Origin of the sequence: Sphaerospermopsis sp. LEGE 00249, from assembly GCF_014299995.1 — a bacterium.
Classification (GTDB): Bacteria; Cyanobacteriota; Cyanobacteriia; order Cyanobacteriales; family Nostocaceae; genus Sphaerospermopsis; species Sphaerospermopsis kisseleviana.
Window position 1 is genome coordinate 1 of the sequence record NZ_JACJUZ010000060.1, and the last position, 19,616, is coordinate 19,616.

General features: G+C 36.7%; 19 protein-coding genes. 2 read left to right on the forward strand and 17 right to left on the reverse strand.

Translation table 11 applies throughout. From position 1 onward, the window contains the following. Positions 1 to 899: 899 nt before the first annotated feature. The 8 genes from H5968_RS18380 to H5968_RS18415 all read right to left on the reverse strand — a co-directional run bounded on the left by H5968_RS18380 (position 900) and on the right by H5968_RS18415 (position 9,263). The gene (locus H5968_RS18380; protein ID WP_187041115.1) at positions 900 to 1,118 is read right to left on the reverse strand and encodes a hypothetical protein; all 219 of its coding nucleotides are present in this window, start codon (positions 1,116 to 1,118) and stop codon (positions 900 to 902) included. A 239-nt stretch (positions 1,119 to 1,357) separates the two neighbouring features. Continuing rightward, on the reverse strand, positions 1,358 to 1,681 hold the full coding sequence (locus H5968_RS18385; RefSeq protein ID WP_187041116.1) for a hypothetical protein: 324 nt from the start codon (positions 1,679 to 1,681) through the stop codon (positions 1,358 to 1,360). A 30-nt stretch (positions 1,682 to 1,711) separates the two neighbouring features. Continuing rightward, entirely contained in the window at positions 1,712 to 3,880 is a 2,169-nt protein-coding gene (locus H5968_RS18390) for a peptidase domain-containing ABC transporter (protein ID WP_187041117.1), read from the reverse strand. Positions 3,881 to 3,995: 115 nt separating this feature from the next. Further along, positions 3,996 to 5,516, reverse strand: a complete 1,521-nt coding sequence (locus tag H5968_RS18395; protein ID WP_370569788.1) for an HlyD family efflux transporter periplasmic adaptor subunit — start codon at positions 5,514 to 5,516, stop codon at positions 3,996 to 3,998. A gap of 1,086 nt (positions 5,517 to 6,602) precedes the next feature. Then, positions 6,603 to 6,953, reverse strand: coding sequence for a CTB family bacteriocin (locus tag H5968_RS18400; protein ID WP_187041119.1), 351 nt, complete (start codon positions 6,951 to 6,953; stop codon positions 6,603 to 6,605). Between the two features lie 337 nt (positions 6,954 to 7,290). Next, on the reverse strand, positions 7,291 to 7,629 hold the full coding sequence (locus H5968_RS18405; protein ID WP_187041120.1) for a CTB family bacteriocin: 339 nt from the start codon (positions 7,627 to 7,629) through the stop codon (positions 7,291 to 7,293). Positions 7,630 to 7,914: 285 nt separating this feature from the next. Continuing rightward, positions 7,915 to 8,247, reverse strand: a complete 333-nt coding sequence (locus H5968_RS18410; RefSeq protein WP_187041121.1) for a CTB family bacteriocin — start codon at positions 8,245 to 8,247, stop codon at positions 7,915 to 7,917. A 221-nt stretch (positions 8,248 to 8,468) separates the two neighbouring features. Further along, a complete protein-coding gene (locus H5968_RS18415; protein WP_187041122.1) occupies positions 8,469 to 9,263 on the reverse strand; it encodes an ion transporter in 795 nt (264 codons plus the stop codon). 89 nt (positions 9,264 to 9,352) lie between these two features. Here H5968_RS18415 and H5968_RS18420 point away from each other — a divergent pair, with 89 nt between their 5' ends. Further along, positions 9,353 to 9,787 (forward strand): nucleoside deaminase, encoded by a 435-nt coding sequence (locus H5968_RS18420; RefSeq protein WP_187041123.1) that lies wholly within the window; start codon positions 9,353 to 9,355, stop codon positions 9,785 to 9,787. A 675-nt stretch (positions 9,788 to 10,462) separates the two neighbouring features. Here H5968_RS18420 and H5968_RS18425 read toward each other — a convergent pair. The 7 genes from H5968_RS18425 to H5968_RS18455 all read right to left on the reverse strand — a co-directional run bounded on the left by H5968_RS18425 (position 10,463) and on the right by H5968_RS18455 (position 16,542). Then, a complete protein-coding gene (locus H5968_RS18425) occupies positions 10,463 to 11,017 on the reverse strand; it encodes a protoglobin domain-containing protein (protein ID WP_187041124.1) in 555 nt (184 codons plus the stop codon). 209 nt (positions 11,018 to 11,226) lie between these two features. Then, positions 11,227 to 12,153 (reverse strand): DUF4388 domain-containing protein, encoded by a 927-nt coding sequence (locus tag H5968_RS18430; RefSeq protein ID WP_187041125.1) that lies wholly within the window; start codon positions 12,151 to 12,153, stop codon positions 11,227 to 11,229. A gap of 176 nt (positions 12,154 to 12,329) precedes the next feature. Continuing rightward, positions 12,330 to 12,869: an ATP/GTP-binding protein gene (locus H5968_RS18435; protein ID WP_187041126.1), complete on the reverse strand. Its 540-nt coding sequence runs from the start codon at positions 12,867 to 12,869 to the stop codon at positions 12,330 to 12,332. 274 nt (positions 12,870 to 13,143) lie between these two features. Continuing rightward, complete coding sequence (locus tag H5968_RS18440) at positions 13,144 to 13,515, reverse strand: roadblock/LC7 domain-containing protein (protein ID WP_187041127.1); 372 nt, start codon at positions 13,513 to 13,515, stop codon at positions 13,144 to 13,146. A 97-nt stretch (positions 13,516 to 13,612) separates the two neighbouring features. Further along, entirely contained in the window at positions 13,613 to 14,083 is a 471-nt protein-coding gene (locus H5968_RS18445) for a hydrocarbon-binding protein (protein WP_187041140.1), read from the reverse strand. 510 nt (positions 14,084 to 14,593) lie between these two features. After that, positions 14,594 to 15,250 (reverse strand): response regulator transcription factor, encoded by a 657-nt coding sequence (locus tag H5968_RS18450; RefSeq protein ID WP_187041128.1) that lies wholly within the window; start codon positions 15,248 to 15,250, stop codon positions 14,594 to 14,596. Positions 15,251 to 15,342: 92 nt separating this feature from the next. Continuing rightward, positions 15,343 to 16,542 (reverse strand): sensor histidine kinase, encoded by a 1,200-nt coding sequence (locus tag H5968_RS18455; protein WP_187041129.1) that lies wholly within the window; start codon positions 16,540 to 16,542, stop codon positions 15,343 to 15,345. A 308-nt stretch (positions 16,543 to 16,850) separates the two neighbouring features. Here H5968_RS18455 and H5968_RS18460 point away from each other — a divergent pair, with 308 nt between their 5' ends. Continuing rightward, positions 16,851 to 17,333 carry a Spy/CpxP family protein refolding chaperone gene (locus H5968_RS18460; protein ID WP_187041130.1) on the forward strand — a complete coding sequence of 161 codons (483 nt, stop codon included), beginning with the start codon at positions 16,851 to 16,853 and terminating at the stop codon, positions 17,331 to 17,333. Between the two features lie 62 nt (positions 17,334 to 17,395). On the opposite strand, the gene H5968_RS18465 is transcribed toward H5968_RS18460, so the two are convergent. Next, on the reverse strand, positions 17,396 to 18,136 hold the full coding sequence (locus H5968_RS18465; protein ID WP_187041131.1) for a sulfite exporter TauE/SafE family protein: 741 nt from the start codon (positions 18,134 to 18,136) through the stop codon (positions 17,396 to 17,398). 77 nt (positions 18,137 to 18,213) lie between these two features. Further along, the gene (gene gntT / locus H5968_RS18470) at positions 18,214 to 19,572 is read right to left on the reverse strand and encodes a guanitoxin biosynthesis MATE family efflux transporter GntT (protein WP_187041132.1); all 1,359 of its coding nucleotides are present in this window, start codon (positions 19,570 to 19,572) and stop codon (positions 18,214 to 18,216) included. Between the last annotated feature and the right edge of the window lie 44 nt (positions 19,573 to 19,616).

Below are 19,616 nucleotides of genomic sequence, written 5' to 3' on the forward strand. Positions count from 1 at the left end.
TACAAGACAGGCTCTACCCCAACCGGGTCCACCTCCCCAGCCACCCCAGTGACCACCAGATAGAAGTTCCTGCTCATTGCTGGATATATCCTGAACTAAATCGGATTTGATGTTTTGATTTGACATGATTGTTAGCCTCAATTAATTGACTCAATTGGTTTATAAATTTGATGAACCTAGTTTTTTTATAAAATTAGTATTCATAAATGTAATTATTCTGTGGTTATAAGTTAATAGTTATTATTTCTGTCTTTTGACTTATCCTAAATTCATATAGGACTCCGATAGCGGTCAAATTTGATTTATATATTCTTGACAGGATGCATACATCATGTTTAAGAATGATTGCACATTATCATACTCCCAACTTCTCGACAAAGTTGGGAATTTTGTTGATTGCTATTGATTGAAAATTTCTATCTGGAATTAACCTGATTAATCCCAGTTCTGATAGCCATCAGAATAATTGAAACTAGGGTAGTTATCAGGGCAAGGAGAGGGTGTATATCGTTTGTAATCTTTGTATTCCCCGCAACAGTTTTTGGGTTTATAACAAGGAGAATAGTGGCATCTTCCCCCAGAAAGAAACTGCTGTTGTTCTGCGGATAATTCCACTAATTCCAATTTATTGATTTGATTTGACATGATTAATTGCCTCACTTACATTACTTACATTTTTCGGGTTGTCAGTTTTAGGTAACACCCTGCATTTAAAAAATTTGATATTTGTGGAATTACAAAACTCAGGAGTTTAATTTTGTAGCTAAGATTTGCATATTAAGTAAGGGAGAAGAAAAAGAGATTGTTGAAACTTTCTCAATTAAGATATGATGTTTCTCCTCCCTGGAATACAGAAAAAGTCTCAGTTACAAAACTATCCGTCTGTAGAAGGTACTAATTTATGAACCGTACCCTTGGCCGTAATAAGGACGACAGATGTAGGTGGGGTAACGCTGTGGGTAATAGTTGCGACCATAGTCGTCACCACGACCATAGCGATCATCATCCATTCCACGACCGTATTGACGGTATTGTTGTTGCTGTCCTCCAGAAAGCAGTTCTTGTTCTTCTATGTTTAATTCAACGAGCAAATTTGATTTCTTGGTTTGAGCAGACATAATTATTTACCTCACTTACTTGTATAGGTATGTAACAACCTATCTTTTTATTATTAATAATTTTTTCCAGTTTTAAATTATTCTTTGGTTATAATTTCAGAATAAATATTTATTTCTTTTAGCTCATGTTTTTCACGGTGAAGTAAATAATCATCATGCTTTTTTAGGGTTGATTGAAATTTAAACAAACAAATGAATAAAATAAATTAGTCTCCATGAGAAAGGTGAAAATTCATTTCTTATAATTTAGGAAAAAAATTCTTGAGAATATCAGGTAGTAAACTACTCCATCTATTACCAACAGAGCGAATGTTTGTTAGTCCAAAGTTAAAAGATACACCTATGGTAATTTGTGACAACCTATATTTACTGTTTTGTGAACTAGATTCATTTTCTCCTAGATTTAACTCATTATCGGCGCTACTGTCAATGTTAGTAGTTTGTAAGAAAAAATCAGTTTTACCGATCACATCAAAATTTTTACCAGAAATTAAACTCTCTTGTTCTGTCTCAGATAAATCAACGAGTAAATCATGATAATCTGGTTTAAAATTTTCCATCATAATCTTATAATGAGCGGATGAAGAAGATTTTTAGATTTTGAGAAATTGTAAATGTTCTCCTGGCTGAGAAATAAAATTTTCAAGACTACCTTGGATTTGCACTTGACCTTTATCCATTAACACGATCCAATCTGCTCGATTTACCACACTAGGACGATGGGTAATCAAAATTGTAGTTTTTCCTTTGCGAGATTCCAACAATCGATCTAGGACATGACTTTCACTAACTGGATCTAATCCTGCGGTAGCTTCATCTAAAATTAAAATCGGTGGGTTTGTGAGTATTCCCCGTGCGATCGCTAATCGTTGTCTTTGTCCACCAGAAAGATTTGCACCAAATTCTCCTAACACAGTTTGATATTTATTAGGTAATTGACTAATAAAACCATCTGCATCAGCAATTTCACAAGCTTGAACAATTTGATCAAAAGGAATAGCAGGTGTTCCTAAACGAAAGTTTTCTAAAATTGAACGACTCCAAAAATGAGGTTCTTGGGGTACATAAACTACTTGCTGTCGCAAACAATCAAGGGAAAGATCATGAATATTAAAAACACCGATGCGGATATTACCTGAAGTTGGCTCATATAAACCTGCAATTAGTTTTGCTAAGGTACTTTTACCACAACCTGATTGACCAATTAAAGCAATCACCTTTCCACCGGGAAGTTTTAGAGAAAAATTCTCTAATAAATCAACTCTTCCTGCATGGTGAAATGTCAGATGGGAAAAATGAATATCTGCATCACCAGAGATTTGGACAATTGGTTTTTGACTACCGCCAACAACTTCTGGTGTGGCATCAATAACTTCTAATAAACGAGAAATTGCAGTTTGAGAACGGAAATATTCATCTACTAATCCCACAAAAGAACCAATTAAAGCTAAAACATTCACTTGTAAGGCATTAAAAGCCAGCATTTGACCAATAGTTAATTGGTTGTTAATTACTAACATACTACCTATACCCAGTAAAATCACACCACCAAGAGTAGAAAGTAGTCTAGCCACAGTACCGTTAATAATTCCGATTTGAATTGTGCTGAAAGTAAGATTAGCTAGACGACCAAAACGGCTTTGAAATTCCTCCCAAAATTGAGGAGCAGCATTAGTTGTTTTGATGACTTGTGCGCCTTTAAAAGTCTCTACTAATACCCCTTGATTTTCTGCACCTAAAACTAATAAACTGCGGGTTTTTTGTTGCAATATGGGTAAGAATGGCAGAGTTGCTAGAGTCATTAAAGCTCCAAAAATAATCACTGCTATTGTTAATTGCCAGCTATAAAATAGCATTACACAAAAGGAAATAATGGCTATGAAAAGCTGACTAGGTAACAGCACTACTACTTGAGAAATTAACTGATTGATTTCATTAATGTCGCTCAAACGGCTAGTAATTTCACCACTACGACGAGATTCGTAATAACTCAAAGGTAATTGCAGTATTCTCCTGCCAAAATCCAAGACTAATCCTAATTGTAATCGTTGACCAAAATGGGCAATCATAGTAGATTGTATGACTTGCAAACTACTACTAAATACGGTCATGACAACAACAGCAGATACTACTACTGTGAGTAACTGGATATCTCCCCTGACTAAAACATCATCAGTGAGTAATTGAATTAAAATAGGAGTTCCCAGGGCTAATATACCCAGGATAATATTAATAATTAAAACTTGTGTCAGCAATCCCCGATAGGGGATAATTCGCATAAAAAAGCGTAAAAAACCACCGTGGGGTTTTTCTTGGGGTTGTTGAGAAAAACGCTCTGGATCTGGCTCTAATAAGAGCATGACTCCATTCCAAGCTGCTAATAATTCTTCGCGTTTAATATAGCGAATACCTACAGACGGATCAGCAATTACATATTTTTTACCCTTTTTGCCATATAAAATAACCCAGTGATAACCACGCCAATGAATAATTGCTGGTAGTTGGATTTCGTTGATTCTATCTACAATTTCTGGTGAGGCTTTAACGGCTCTAGCATTAAATCCTAGATGATCAGATCCACGTTTTAAACCTAATAAAGTAGTTCCTAGTTGTCCTGTTCCTACGGCTTCTCGACTTTTATTTAAGGTTAAGAAACGTCCGTAATATTTGCAAATGGAAGCTAGACAAGCTGCTCCACAATCTTCTTCGCTTGCTTGTAAAATACATTGGTATTTTCTTTGAGGTTGAAATAAATTAAACATAATAGAGTAGTTCAGTAGTTCAGGAGTTTAGTAGTTCAGGAGTATGGGGAGGTAGTGGGAAATTATTTGTATTTTCCCAATCACAAATTACCAATTACCCATTACCTATTACCTATTACAAATCAGTAATTAATCTGGCTTTTCTGAGAATAAATTGCATTACACTTTCCTCACGGGTAATAATATCAGTGCGACCTTGCATCCCCGGTTGTAAATAACATTTATGTTCACCTCTACCTACATATAATGTTTCTGGTTCAATAGTGACTTCATAACCATTAACTAGGGAATTTGTAGATGTATAATTTTGAGGTTGGTTTGTTGGTGAAACTGGTAAAATATCTGGAGCAACGTTTTTGACAATGCCTTTGAGAGTACCATAATCTGGATAAGGACAAGCAGAAACTTGCATTTGGATTTTTTGACCTGGTTCTACTTTGCTAATTTCTTGAGCCGGTACATAGGTTTTGATTTGTAAAGGAGCATTGAGAGGGGCAATTTGAGCAACAGCTTCACTGGGTTGTACTACCTGTCCAGGGTTACGAATTTTTAATTGTAATAATGTGCCAGTAATAGGTGCGCGAATTACACTTTTTTTCAAATCAATTTCTGTTTGTAGCAAGTCTTGACGAGAGCGAATAAGTTGTTTTTGAATTTCCAAGCGTTGTTGTAATAGAGTCTGAAGTTCTTTTTTCAAAGCTGCTAAATTTGCTTCTCCCCTAGCTTGTTCTTGTTTAATTCTTTCTGCGGCGATAATGACAGCAGAATTACTAGGATTGATAGCTGTTCTTGCTTTATATAGATTTGTTTGAGCAACTTTAAATGCCTGTACTTTTTCCTCCAAAAGAGTTTTAGCGTCGTTTTTAGCTTGTTCTAATTTAGCTCTGGCAGATTTAACAGCTTGTTGTTTTTCTTCCAAAATATTGCGAGAAATTGCACCAGAATCAGCGATCGCTTGCAATCTATCTCTCTGCAACTTGGCAAGATGGAAAGCTGTTTGTGCTTCTTCGATTGTGGTTTTTAAAACTCCTTCTTGTTGTAAGCGTTCCAGCTGTGATTTGGCAAATCTCACTGCCAATTCTGCTTGTGCCATTTCTGCATTAGCTTTAATTTGTTGGTCTTCAAAGTTACGTTGAGTACCATCTAATTCAGCTTCTGATGCGATAATTGTACGATTGATTAAATTTGTCTGTGCCAAAATTTGATTATTGATTTCACCTATTTGAGCATCAATTTGTACAAGTTGTAATTGACCTTGTTGCAGACTACTTTCTAGTTGTTTTTTTTGGGTTTGTAAACTGGAATCATCAACATAGGCGATCGCATCTCCCTGATTAACTACCTGATTATCTTTGACTAAAATCTTCTGCACCTGTCCAGAAATAGCCGATTCAACTAACCTGAGTTCCCCCACAGGTCTAATAGTTCCTGGAACTTTCACCGTCACTTTATAAGCAAGTACAGTAGTTAAACCTACACCTACCACAAAGATAGTCAACATTACCCCCACACCAATGCTAGTCCATTTGTGAATTTGGGGCAGAAACTCATTAATTTCAACTGGTTGCAGATGTTCAGAACCTGGATTACCAGACCCATTCCAAACATAGTTTTCATGGCGGTGTAAAGAATCCACAACGTTGCACCTTTTTGATTGAAACATCAACAAAAATCAGGGTTATCTCATATTACATTTGATATCTCAGCCGCTCAGATAACTCCACATAACTTGATTGGAAAACCCGTGTAAACATTCAACTATCAGCTATCATTAATCAGCTTTTTTAGACTTATGCCAGAAATACTTATTTGATAATTAACCAATTTCTCAAACATTTAGGACTTACGCAAGATGTGACTGAAAGCCTTATTCTTGCGTAGGGGTAATTCATGAATTACCCCTACTTTCGTTCCCTTTTGCGTAAGTCCTGACATTCGGATTCCTGACTCCTGAATTGTGATCAAAAAATGTATCTTTACCTCTATCTTTTGGTGAATATTTGGTGAATATAAGTTATACCCAAAGTATCAACACTGCCAAATACTGGCTCATCATAAAGGTTGACTCAACTCAACAGAACCAGAATGAAAATAATCAAATATGTCGCTCACAATAGTAAACATCATGGTGAAGAATCCTCTATAATCATTAGTGGGGGATAAGAAAAGAAAAAGCTGACCATAGCAAAAACTTTTCTTGACATCTCTGACGTGGGCAACGCTGAGAAAACAACCGAGGAGAACGCTCAAACTCCCTCAAAGACCTCACTTACGTTGAGCGAGTAGTAAGAATCTCCTCTCCCCCCTTCCTACTGAAAAACACAAAATTCCCAAAACATGATTGTAAATTGCGCTTTAAATTGCTTTAAATTACTGATTTAGCCAATAAAAATGAATTTTATAGAGAATTTTATTGTGTAGCTTTGCCCTGAGAAAAATTGTTATTGCTAATCTGAGGTTGACTACCACCAGTTAAAAATTCTTGTTCCTGATCAGATAAGATAACTCAATAAACCATTTGAATGTCATCATTAGACCTCTCCAGAAAAGAAATTATGGAACCTATTTATGGGGGCAGGTCGAAGCATTTATGATATCTAGATGTCTGATTTTTCCGTTAAATTATCGCCCATAAGCTTAGCCCCTACAACTTATGACAAATTAATACATTCTATTTTGGAGATGTCTATTGGACATGACATGATTGTTAGCCTCGCTTAACTCAAATTCTCAAGTCACCCAAACCACCTAATCTTCTCAAATCTCCGAAACTGGTTCTCGGTAGTGCAGGCAAACCAGTGAGAACAGGTGCAGAACCCAAGGCTGGAACATCAGGTATAGATGGCGCACCCAATCCCAATAAATCTTGTGCTACGGTGTTGACTTCTGAGCTTCGACCTGATGAATTTGCAAAACTCCCGTTTGGACCAGAAGATACATACCCTTGTAACACTACCAGTCTGTTAGCAAAATTACTACCAGATAACTCAAAGTCTGCACCACCAGAGATCATCTCCTGTTGCCACTCAGATAACTCTGCCAACAAATTGGATCTGATGGTAAAATATGACATGATTGTTAGCCTAAGTTACGTAAATAAATATCCAAATCCAAAATAAAACAATTCAAATTCCTATGCAGATTTTTGAGTAGGGGGATTAAAAATAATCAAGAATTTGGTTCTTTGATCACCCCCAAGCCAATACTTTTCGGTTAAGCCCAAAAAATAGAATTATGTAGGTTGGGGAGCCATCGCCTTGGACGGGTTTCCCGGCTTGTGGCGAATGGCGTTTGACCTTAGGAAACCCAACATTTACAGGCTGTTGTTGGATTGCGACTGCCTACACCAACCTACAAAAACTCTTAACCGAAGAGTATTGACAGCTGTTCAGCAGATCACAGAAACCGCCTTAGCCACCAAAACCACCAAGACCTTCAGGACCACCAAAACCGGGAATAGTCGCCCCTTGTCCGTTGAGAATGGGTGCTGCGCCCAACGCTGCAACTTGAGGAACTATGGGCGCACCCAATCCCAAGAAGTCTTGGGCTGCGGTGTTGACAGCAGAACTTGTACCAATGGAGCTACCAGTGCTACCATTAGGACCCGAAGCTGTAATACCTTGCAAGTTTGCTAATCTATTAGCGAAGTTACTGCCAGCTAACTCAAAGTCAGCCCCACCAGTAACTAACTCTTGTACTTCATCAGATAAAACAACAAACAATTCAGACGAGATAATTTGATGGGACATGATTTTTAGCCTGACTTACGTAATTTTTCAACAAAGGATTCCAGAGCATAAACTAATTTCTTACTGTTTACTTTTGGGCAAAAAGAAAGCAAACATAATCGCTGCTAGAACACCGATTCATTAATCGTCAGGGCGAAGCATTCGGGTAATAACCTATCGCTAAAACCATTAGACCTGTCCGAATGCTTCGCCCCTACAAGGTAAAATAGGCGAAGCGATATAGTGTTGTGAAAGCTGATTTTTTTGACCATCTATGGGAGTAAGTGGTTAAAAGGGTGGGGAGATTTAGCCAAAAGGACCGCCACCAGTACCGCCAATACCGGGTGTAGGTGCGGCTTGTCCATTGATAACGGGTGCTGCACCCAACGCTGCAACTTGAGGAACTATGGGCGCACCTAATCCTAAAAAGTCTTGGGCTGCGGTGTTCACAGCAGAACTTGTACCGATGGAGTCACCTGTGCTACCATTAGGACCAGAAGCTGTAGTACCTTGCAGGTTTGCTAATCTATTAGCGAAGTTACTGCCAGCTAATTCAAAGTCAGCCCCTCCAGTGATAAATTCTTGTGCTTCATCAGATAAAACAACAAATAAATTGGGAGCATTTATTTGATTTGACATGATTGTTAGCCTCACTTACGAAATTAGATGAATCATCACCTAACAACCCAACTATAAGCATTCTTGCTCGGTAATTCATAAATCCAGGGATAGAAATCAGATTTGGTAGTTTTACTTCTCCAAGTAGATATAAAATCTTTGAATTATTACAAATATATTCATACCCTATCTAGATTATTATGGTTTTTGCGGGTATCTTTCATGACTTTACAAACATCCTTTTAGGGCTGGAGTGATTTTACAGGCAACTTAGTACCGCATCTTTTACAATATTCTGCATCTGCATCATGAAAACCTAAACCGCAACTAGAACAAACATTTTCTACCTGATTGGCGGTTTTCACCAACCCTTTAATTAAATCACCTACCTGCCAGGGAATCAAAGCAACTCCTGTTAAAATCATCAATACTGTGAGCAAACGTCCTAATTCAGAAATGGGTGTTAAATCGCCAAATCCTACCGTTGTCATTGTCACCACTGAAAAATAAAAGGCATCTAAAAAAGTGCCAAAGTTTTGCGGGTTAACTGGATGCTCAACTTGATAAATTAAGCCTGAATATACAAAGATGATAGCAAATAAAGTAAATAATATTCGTGTAAAAATTACACCATCTTCGCTGCTAATAGTACCAAATAAGAATTTACTATCTATAAACCTCAGTAAGCGCAAAATGCGGAACCATCGCCATAAGCGGATAAATCTAATATCTACAAATCCCAGTAAAGATGGTAAAATAGCCATTAAATCAATAATTGAATAAAAACTAAAAATATATTTAAGTTTATTTTCTGAACTCCATAAACGTAGTGCATACTCTATGGTAAAGATTATTAATATGCAAGTATCTAATGCTCTTATTTCTAAACGAGCATCACGAGAAATATTATAAGTTTCCGCTACGAAAATTCCCGATGATAATAAAACTAAAGACGCAATTGTTAAATTAATTGCTTTCCCAATTGGTGTTTCTAAGTCTGTTAAGTAAAATTCTATTTTAGCTCGATTTATTATCATAATATCATCAAAAAAAATAACTAATTTATAAGAAAAACGCCAAAAATGCGCTATTATAAAGAATAATCCTATTTAAATTTCCTGTAAAGATGAACCAAGAATCTCAAGAATATTTTATGAGTTTGGCCATAGAAGAAGCAAAAAAAGGAGATGCGCCCTATGGTGCGGTGATAGTTAAAGATAATCAAGTAGTTGCAGTAGCTTATAATACTGTCAGTAGAGACAGTGATCCATCAGCCCATGCAGAAATTAATGTTATTCGTAATTTAACCACTAAACTGAAAAATCCAGCTTTAGATGGTTATTCTATATATACCACAGGTGAACCTTGTCCCATGTGTGCTAGTGCTTGTGTATGGACGGGGATATCAGAAATTATTTATGGTGCTTCAATTGCAGATTTAATTGCTATAAATCAAGGACAAATTAATATATCTTGTGAAGAAGTTATCACTAAATCTTTTAGAAATATCAAGGTAACAAAAGGAATTTTAAGGCAGGAATGTCTAGAATTATTTGCATAAAAAAAGCCCTAGTACCGCTTCGCGGAAGTCAAAAGTCAAAAATAATAGGTCGTAAGCTTTTTAGCGATTGAGAATGGTTGGTTTATTTATGCCATGCTGTACTAGGTAGGGCTTGCTGAATAAACTCAAAACCTTGATAAATCAAGGGTTTCAGGTGAAAAATCAGGAAATCAGTGCAGGATTTTTCAGGGGTATACTCCTAAAAGCGTGCATTTTCCGGGTGAAATTTCAAAGAATTGGTTACTAACAGATCACCCAAACTCTTGCCTATTCCCTATTCCCTATTCCCTGCCTTAACGAAGAGACTTTTTCAGCAAACCCTAGGTAATTTGATTTTACCTTGTAGGGGCGAAGCATTCGGGTGATAACCTATTGCTGAAACCAGTTCATATTCTGTCCGAATGCTATACGCCCTTACGATTAATGAATCGGTGTTCTAGGTGACAGGTGACAGTTTCAAGAGTTGGATAGAAACGATTTTTTCTTTAACTAGGAATTAAGTGCAGGGTTTTTCACTTGCCACCTCATAAAAGCTTGCACTTTTTGAAAGCACTTCGGCTTACTTCGACTGCGCTCAGTACAAGTCGCTCAGTACAAGTCAAAATAGCTAAAACCCTTTACCTGTAAAGTTTTCAGATTTATATGGCTAACGCCACGCTACGCTATCAGCAAACCCTACATAGAGGAAGCACCAGTAGCAATGAGGCGTTTGAATAATGCTTCTGACCAACCAGTTTCTCTAAGTACCGCAGAAGAAGAAACTTCTACATAAGCTTGCTCAATAAAGGCTAAATCAATCATACAAATTCGACCCAATGCGTCTTTTAATTCTTCTGATTTGCTATCAGATTTTAATTGTTTACCAACTTCATGAACAACCACTGCCATAGCCGGAACTACGTGTTGAGGTCCGATACCAATTTTGACATGAACAAGTCCAATATGCCAACGAATATTAGCATATTTTTCCCCCCAATTATCCACACCTGTAAACATTTCAGAAAACCATTGAATAAATGTTTCATGGAGGCGGTGCATTCTGCCTTCTTTTGCTTTTAAAATGGCATCCATTTCTTCATCACGTCCTAAATAAGCATAGAAGTGATCAGCCATTGTTGAAGCAATTCTTTTACCCCAATCGGCGTTGGATGTCAGAATTGATTTATCTTCAGCAGTGAAACCAATTCTTTTTTCCATCTTAGCCAAAAAAGATGCGGGTTCAATAGTCATAATTCTCATTCCTTAAAAAAGATAGATGTGAGTAAATTAGTTAGTATTTATCAGTTATCAGTTATCAATTGGCACAACGTCATATAGAATTGGCACCACTATTTGATAATCTAATGATTTATCAAACATTTTGAAATGATACGGAGCATTTGGTAGCTCCTTTTCTAAATCTTTACCCTGAATGATTAACACCGAAATTTCCTTTTAAATTATGTTGTTTTACTGCGGAGAAAACTAACTAGATTTTTCAGGAATGATTGGCTAACAGTTGATTTTTCTGACTTTTCTGTGGACTTTTCTGTGGTTTTACTTGCAGATACAGTTTCCTGCACTGGTTCTGGAAAAGTGATTGTGGGCGCGGAAGCAGAAAGAGGTTCTTCTATAGTGAATGTGGGTGTAGCAGCTACCATAAAATACTCTTCTGCTAAACCAACTACAATCAGTCGAAAAGCAATTTGTTGTACGGTTGCTATGGGTAGATTGAGTTGATTAGCAATATGCTGTAAAGAAACTTGTCCATTAACAAATTCCCAGACTTGCCATTCTTGAGCATTTAGCTGTAGTTTGGGTTGTTTGACCATCAAACCAGACAAACCTGAAGTTGGATCTGGAAGTTTTTCTTCTAAAGCACTCCAATCTCGCAATGCTCTGAGTCCAACCAATATTACTTCGGTTGCTGACATACTCAAACCAGTCATTTCCCCTAAAGGTAATGTTGGTGTTGGCTCAAATCTAAAGATAGCATCCTTGACTTGAAATAAGGCACATACTGGACGCAAAACTTGGCTATTAAATAGCAGTTTAAGTTGTTCTGGTTGTAGTAGTCCTTGAGATTTAAGACACAAGCCTAGTGGTGAGTTGGCAAAAGAAGAGGATATTTGAGTGACTCTAGATATTACTCTTTCACTGATCCACCCTCTTTGAGCAATCATCAATGTTAAGCCCTGTTGATCTAAACGATCAGATGCGCTGACTATACGACCTTGGTGTAACCAGATATAATAAACTTGCTTTCTCTTATGATCATGGTCTTCAGCTATAAATTCAATGTAAAGTATTCCGGTTTTTTTACCTTGATCTAAAAACTGAAGCAGTTCAGGTAAGGAAAAGTCAGCAAAGTTACCAGTAATAGTCATAAATTTACCTCCCGTTTGGGGTATTAAAAGATTGAAATCATCAGAATAAGATAATTTTTTTGGCGAAAAATCACTTCAAAAGCCTTTTTTTTGGTTGTTTGGAAACTATATTTCTAGAAAACCAGAATTGATTGAAAAGATTAAACTACATATTAAACTACATATTAAACTACAGATTAAACTGGACAACTTTCCATCAAATGCTGCACTAGGGCAATGACTGCTTCAGCTACAGAGTCTCTTTCGTTAGGGTTGACTATGACCATAGGTGGTCTTTGGTCTTCTCCCACATATCCCAGAGCCAGATAGACATCTTCTTGAGACCAAGCTCCCGAACAATCGGTATGTGTTAAACCGATAATCATAGGAATTTCTGCCCGTTCTTGCATAAAGTTGAGAATTTTCCGCGCATAACGAAATTCTCTGGCTCTATGTGCCGCTATGAGTACGATATAAGCATGAGCTTTGCGAACCAAAATATCCCACATGAAATCAAAGCGAGACTGACCAGGTGTACCATACAGGTGTAAAGCCATGTCAGGTCCAAATTGCAGGCGACCAAAATCAAAGGCAACTGTTGTTCTTTGTTTTAGTAATGCTGTTTCATCTGTGGCACGAGTATCAGTATCAACAACTTCAATTTCACTCACTGAACGGATAAAAGTAGACTTTCCTGCACCTACTGATCCCGTGACCATTAATCGCATAATTTCCATGTTTATTTACTCCATAAATATAGCGTTTCCCGTCTAATGAAGTACACACTAATTTATTCACTGTTGCCTGTTACCTAAAATGAAAAAACTTTGTACTTCACGCTTATTGGGAATGGCTATAAACAATAAGTGAATAATTTTTCAACGGTTTGACTAAGCTCCTAAATTTTAGTAATACCTTTTCGGTATGTGGTGGAAAGTTCCCTATTCAGACATGGTTTTGTCTGCAAGGGAACCTTTAATTGAGTTACCTTTGATATGTGATATGGAACATTTAGATTAAAACTAGTTTAATCTCCGCCAGAACTCGTTTAATTTCTAGCATTAATACACCTTGTTTAGCACTTTCACTGGCCAAAACTAGGAAGACTGCATCTTCGCCGCAACCAGTTAAAATACCAAAGCCTTTTTTACCTTCTACAAAGATGCGATCAATTGAACCTCTGGCTAACTCAATACCAATTCTTTCACCTAAAGATAGCATGGATGCTGACATTGCTGATACCCGTTCTTCGTCCATCGCACCCGGTAAACTTGTGGCTAAAGGTAGACCATCTGGGGTAACAAGTGCTGCTCCTTGAACATCTGTTGTCGCAGCGACAAAGTTTTGCAAAATTAGTCCTAATTTTTCTGTGTTAATTGCCATAATAATTTGTTCTCCAGGTCTTCAAATTTGGTTGTGTGCAGGAAATTTATTCCTGATTAAATCAATTTTTGATCTGTAATTTTCAAGTACAGACTTTTTATTCTAGGGGTGTGAGTTCAAAGACATCATAAGTGCCGCCTCTGAGTACAGATTCAGTATGTACTCCCCGGAAACGTTTGCCAAGTATTTGTTCTAATGCTCCCCAAACTGCGCCCAATGTAAAGGTACATTTCCGATCTGAACCCTGTGCTTCCCCTGCTGAACAAACGGTTTCAGATGTGTACGCTTTAATGGTATCACCATCTGTAACAATTTTATCAATTATGCACAGTCTGGTCCCTTCTTTACCTAATGCTTGGGATAATTTTGCTTGTGCTTGTTCTAGGGATTCTACTGATCCTGAGAGACCTAAACTTTCAGCTAGTTGTTTGCCTCGCGCTCTTCCTGCTGTAATGAGGGCAATGGCTGTGGCCTTGTCTCCTAAAGCGTCTTCCATGCCGGTAATGACTGCTTTGAAACAAACTATGCTGCTGAAATCTCCTAGTTGTGGTCTTAGTAATTCTGGCATATCTGGCATATATTTACCTCACTTCCATTGAGATAATAAATAGTTAGTTTTTACACAAATAATAAACAATTGATTTGACTGTGGTTATGTCTCCATTTTCTTTGATGTTTGGAAAACTATAAAAGTGTAAATTTTGTGTAAATTTATGCTTTTCCTGTTAGTTGATCCTCAAGTCTTCCTAGTTAATTATGTTGGATTCAATATTAATATCACACCGTATAAATACTGAATTTATTCTAATTTATTGTTAACATATTTTAAATCTATGTGAATAAATACTCATTTATGAAATATCCTCTGGAAGACTCTATGTAAATAGATGTCACAAGAATTATCTTCCCAGAAGATACCCATTTATATGTATTAAATGTTTGTGAAATTCTCAAAAAAAATCACTTAATCATAATTTTAATTCCAATAATGATTACAATGATGATTAGCAATAATTCTTATAATACTTAGTTAGGCAGGCACAATAATAAACATCTTGACATCAAAATCCTCAGAGTTTTATTCTTGCAGAAATGCTAAAAATGTATTAGCAAGAATAGCTGCCTGAGTGCGATCGCGCAAATTAAGTCTGCTTAAAATGTTAGTGACATGATTTTTGACTGTTCCTTCGGAAATGAAGAGTTGCTGGGCAATTTCTCGGTTACTAGCACCTGTAGCAATTAATCGTAAAACCTCTTTTTCTCTAAGTGTTAATTCGGTTAAACTCGGTGGTATGGATGGTATGGGGTTGGGTGTTGTAGATAGAAACTGAGTTAAAAGTTTTTTGACTATTCCAGGACCTAGTTGAGAATATCCTTTATCAACTGCACGAATAGCAACAGCTAATTCTTCTGAGGGTGTATCTTTGAGTAAATAACCCATTGCACCATTTTGTAATGCAGCTTTGACATATTGATCATCATCAAAAGTTGTTAATACTAAAACTTTGGTAGTGGGAAATTGTTTTTGAATTTCTTTTGTGGCTGCAACTCCATCCATGATAGGCATTCTAATATCCATTAAAACTACATTGGGTTGCAATTTTTCTACTAAGTTAATAGCAATTTCACCGTTTTCAGCTTCTCCAACTATTTCTAAATCAGGTTCTAATTCTAATAATGCTTTTAAACCTTGACGAATTAAACCTTGGTCATCTACAAGTAAAACTGTAATCATGATTTTTATGTTAGGAGTCAGGAGTCAGGAGAAGTTAATCAGTTTTTTTCAATAGTTATGAATTATCACTTATCACTTATCACTTGATATTTTCAGGTAGTTAAAGGAATTGTCACTATAATTTGACAACCAGCATCGTGAGCAGAATTAATTGTCAATTCTCCACCTAAAGCTAAAGTGCGATCGCGCATACTTTGTAAACCAAAACCAGTGGTATTTTGGGTAATATCAAAACCTTTACCATCATCTTGAACTATTAATTTTATAGTATTGCTGGTTGTAGTTAATTCTAGTTGTATAGATGATGCTTGTGCATATTTTGAAATATTTGTTAATGATTCTTGAATAATGCGATAAATGGGAATACTCATTTCTTGGGGAAGTGGATATTCTAGAGAAAGTAAAAAAGTTGGTAAAATGCCATTAGCACGTTGAAAATCTGCTACTAAAATAGTGATAGCTGCTTCTAAAGATTGTGATTGTAAAGGGTGTGATCGCATAGTAGAAACAGATTGACGTACATCCTGTAACGCTTTTGTTCCTAGCTCCTTAGCGGTTGCTAAAAATGTCATAGCTCTAGGAATATCAGACTTAGAAAGTTTTAAAGCGGTTTCTAATTGTAAGTTTAAAGCAGTGAGAGAATGTCCCAAAGAATCATGTATTTCTCTAGCAATACGGTTGCGTTCTTCTAAGGTAGCTTGATTTTCTATTTTCAAAGCATATTGACGGAGTTTTTCGTTAGCACGAGCTAGTTTATCTCGACTTTCACGCTCAGATAAAACTGCATTCATTAACAGTAAAACAAATATCAAAGTTAACCCGAATAACACCGCTAAATTAAAACTAAAGAAACGGAATCTATCTTGTAATATTGGTGTTAATCTATGAGGAGGCAACCGACTTTTCATTGTCATCAAAAACAAGATAAATGATAAAAAAGTGACGGTTAAACGCCCTGGTAATTGAAAAATTAAGCAGCTGCGAGTTACTAAAATCAAATATAGAAAAGGAAAAAGTCTAGCCGTTCTCCCACCCAAAAAACCAGTAATTAAAATTAAAAATACTTCAATAGCCGTATAGATAATTTTGATAACATTATTACTGGTAGGTATTCTTAAACCCATCGAACCAAAAACCGCCAAACTACAAATAGTTAACTCTGGAAAACGTGCAGCAAATTTTGGTGATGGTGAGGGCATAATTACTACTAATACAGATAGCCCTAGTAATACCCATTCTAAATATAGTAGAAACCGAAAAGGATGATTATTAATTTCGATAGAACGAGACATAAACAGTCAAAAGGTAAGAATTTAGGAGTCAGGAGTCAGTAGGGGCGAAGCATTCAGAAAATAACCTGTGATAAAAATTAATAATTGTTCGTCCGAATGCTTCGCCCTTACAGGAAAACAACCTTGGACAAAAATTGATAATTTATCACCCGAATAAAGAACTCCTGACTAATTGATTGTGCTATATCTTGCCGAGATTGGAAACATGACTAAAGTCATGGCTATAGACGTGACTTTTTACTCATCTGGTAACTGGAGATGATTTCATATCATGGTGACATCCAACCAAGAAAAATACAAGGTAATTTATGAATCGCAAGACATTATCATTTTTAGCTGCTGCTTTTGCTCTTACTTTAACAACAACACCCTTTGTAGCACAAGCACAACCAACTTTTCCTAAGCGTCAACCAGGTAAAGAATTTGCTCAAAAAAGTCCTTGGCAAAAATTAGGACTTACAGATGAACAAAAAGCCAAAATGCAGGAAATTCGCCGCAATGCTCGTGCAGAAATGGAGAAAGTTTTGACAGCGGAACAAAAAGAACAATTAAAAGCTGCAATGCAAGAACGTAGAAATCAGCGTTCACAAGGTGAAGGTAGAATGGAAGGTAAAGGTAGAGGAAAGAAAAATAATCCTTTTGCTTCCTTGAATTTAACGGAAGCACAAAAAACCAGAATGCGGGAAATTAAAGAGTCTTCACAACAACAAATGGAAGCTGTTTTAACTCCAGCACAACAAGAACAACTGAAACAAATGCAGGAAAATTGGAAATCTCGTCGTCAACGATGATAGGGTACTGGTGACTAGTGACTGGTGACTGGGTAATTAATTATATTTTTCCCAATTACCCATTACCAAAAACTAAAAAAATAACGTTCTTGCCATAACATAATTATTCCACTCACCAAGATAAAACTAATTACTAATTTGCGGAATAATTGATCACTCATTTTTTGTAAGACCAGATGACCTAGAAAATTACCAGGGATAGAAGCTAAACCAATTATTATTCCATATCCTATCTCATCAGGGTGCAAAACTCCAAATATACCATAAGCAATAATTTTGATGATATGAACTACAACTCTATTTAGTGCTTGAGTACCTAGTAGTTCTTCTTTTTTTAAACCATAATTTAGATAAAGTGGGGCAAGTACAGAACCCATGCTACCGATAATTCCTGATAAAAAAGCATAAAGGAAACCAGCAGGTAGGAAATACCAAACACGAACTGTAAAAGATTTTTTCTCTTTTTTAATCAGGAAAGAAATACCAGAGATAATTAAAAAGAAGGAGACGATAACTGTCACCCATTCTAATTTGAGTTGTGTGAAGGTGAAAGCGCCTAAACAACCACCGACAATTGCACCTGGTAATTCCCATTTAATTACTTGCCAATTAATATTTTCTCGATAGGCAAAAATCCGCTCAGAATTGCCGAATATACCACCAATTGTAATTACTGGTGGTATGGCAGTTGCTCCTAAACATAAACTGACAACAGGTATTAAGACTAAGGAACTACCGCCACCAGCCACCATACTTACAAACCAAGCAAATATGCTGGCTAAAGTTAGAATTATAAAAGTCATGTTGTTTTGTCTCTTTGCACTCCGCACACCGCACTCTACGCAAAACCCCACAAAAAAACTTTTTTAGTAAACCCTATTTAAGAATTAGTGAGAGATTTTTGATTTTCTAAATCTTGGACGTTCAAAGTTTGGGGTATCTGTATTGCTAATGCTACCATAATAGTTGTCATGTAAGAAACAATAGTTGCCCAAAGTAGATGGTTATTTTGGAAATACCAGGCGGCGATCGCTAAAGGAGAAAAACCCACAAAAAAAGCCAGTAATACAGCATTTCTTAGACTTGCACCAGCTTTTAAACCGATAAAGTAACCTTCGAGAATAAAGGCGATCGCTGTAATTACCAAAACCGGCAACAACCAAATTGTATATTGAGCAATGTTAGTATTAACTTCTGGGTGATTCGTCAACAACCCAAAAACCTGATCTGGAAAAATTATAGATATAAAAGCAAAGGACAAAGCGATCGCCAAACCTGCCATCATAGACACAATAAGCAATGGTATCATCTTTTGTGTATTGCCCTTACTTTTAAAATTGCCGGTTAAGGTTTGGGTTGTCACCCCCACACCTTGAACTGCAAACTGACTCAAAAAAGCAATTTGCAGCAGCAAACCATTTTCTGTTAAAACATCTGTTCCTATAACTGCACTAATATTAGTAAAAATCGAATAAGCAGAAATCATCGCTACATAGCGAATGAGAATATTACTCTTCAGGGCAAAAGTATCTTTTAGTGCTACCCAATCAAAAATTTCTTGTAGTGCTTTAGGTAACACTTCCCACTGAATACTCAAGCCAACTCCCACCAAACCAACACCCAGCGCCAAATACTGACTTAAAGCAGTAGCTAAACCCGCACCCATACTTTCCCAACCCCATTTAACAATCATTACATAGTCAAGCAACACATTAGAACCATTACCAACGATAGACATCAGCAACACCAAACCATTCATTTCCCGTCCTAAAAACCAACCAAAAAGGACAAAATTGAGCAAAACAGCAGGTGCGCCCCAAATTCTTCCGTAAAAATAATCAACTCCAGAAGCTTCAATTTCAGGAGAACCACTTAAGATAAAAAAACCAAACTTATGTATAGGATATTGCATCAGTAGAATCACTAAACCCACAGTTAAAGCAATTAAACCACTGCGTAAACCAGCCAATAATACGGCTTTTGGGTCATCCAGTCCTGCTGCTTGAGCAGTCAAAGCATTGGTACTTGAGCGCATAAATTTTAACACTCGATAAAGATAGTCAAAAAGAATAGTTGCCAAAATTACCCCAGCCAAGTGGCGGATATCTGCCAAATGTCCCAAAAACGCAATATCCACCAACCCCGCAAGGGGAACCATCAGATTAGACAATACGCTCACGGTTGACAGCCGATAAAATCGGGGTAAAAAATCGTATTTAGTTGAGACTGTATCAGGCATAGCATTTTTGATATCAAAGGGAACTGCTTTAGTTTATTCCCATA

Excerpts from the sequence above, each read along its gene's own strand:
- H5968_RS18450 (WP_187041128.1), bottom strand. The coding sequence starts at position 15,250 with ATGATTACAGTTTTACTTGTAGATGACCAAGGTTTAATTCGTCAAGGT.
- H5968_RS18390 (WP_187041117.1), bottom strand. The coding sequence starts at position 3,880 with ATGTTTAATTTATTTCAACCTCAAAGAAAATACCAATGTATTTTACAA.
- H5968_RS18455 (WP_187041129.1), bottom strand. The coding sequence starts at position 16,542 with ATGTCTCGTTCTATCGAAATTAATAATCATCCTTTTCGGTTTCTACTA.
- H5968_RS18425 (WP_187041124.1), bottom strand. The coding sequence starts at position 11,017 with ATGACTATTGAACCCGCATCTTTTTTGGCTAAGATGGAAAAAAGAATT.
- H5968_RS18420 (WP_187041123.1), top strand. The coding sequence starts at position 9,353 with ATGAACCAAGAATCTCAAGAATATTTTATGAGTTTGGCCATAGAAGAA.
- H5968_RS18440 (WP_187041127.1), bottom strand. The coding sequence starts at position 13,515 with ATGGCAATTAACACAGAAAAATTAGGACTAATTTTGCAAAACTTTGTC.
- H5968_RS18410 (WP_187041121.1), bottom strand. The coding sequence starts at position 8,247 with ATGTCAAATCAAATAAATGCTCCCAATTTATTTGTTGTTTTATCTGAT.
- H5968_RS18435 (WP_187041126.1), bottom strand. The coding sequence starts at position 12,869 with ATGGAAATTATGCGATTAATGGTCACGGGATCAGTAGGTGCAGGAAAG.
- H5968_RS18415 (WP_187041122.1), bottom strand. The coding sequence starts at position 9,263 with ATGATAATAAATCGAGCTAAAATAGAATTTTACTTAACAGACTTAGAA.
- H5968_RS18465 (WP_187041131.1), bottom strand. The coding sequence starts at position 18,136 with ATGACTTTTATAATTCTAACTTTAGCCAGCATATTTGCTTGGTTTGTA.
- H5968_RS18385 (WP_187041116.1), bottom strand. The coding sequence starts at position 1,681 with ATGATGGAAAATTTTAAACCAGATTATCATGATTTACTCGTTGATTTA.
- H5968_RS18380 (WP_187041115.1), bottom strand. The coding sequence starts at position 1,118 with ATGTCTGCTCAAACCAAGAAATCAAATTTGCTCGTTGAATTAAACATA.
- H5968_RS18430 (WP_187041125.1), bottom strand. The coding sequence starts at position 12,153 with ATGACTATTACTGGTAACTTTGCTGACTTTTCCTTACCTGAACTGCTT.
- gntT (WP_187041132.1), bottom strand. The coding sequence starts at position 19,572 with ATGCCTGATACAGTCTCAACTAAATACGATTTTTTACCCCGATTTTAT.
- H5968_RS18405 (WP_187041120.1), bottom strand. The coding sequence starts at position 7,629 with ATGTCCCATCAAATTATCTCGTCTGAATTGTTTGTTGTTTTATCTGAT.
- H5968_RS18445 (WP_187041140.1), bottom strand. The coding sequence starts at position 14,083 with ATGCCAGAATTACTAAGACCACAACTAGGAGATTTCAGCAGCATAGTT.
- H5968_RS18400 (WP_187041119.1), bottom strand. The coding sequence starts at position 6,953 with ATGTCATATTTTACCATCAGATCCAATTTGTTGGCAGAGTTATCTGAG.
- H5968_RS18460 (WP_187041130.1), top strand. The coding sequence starts at position 16,851 with ATGAATCGCAAGACATTATCATTTTTAGCTGCTGCTTTTGCTCTTACT.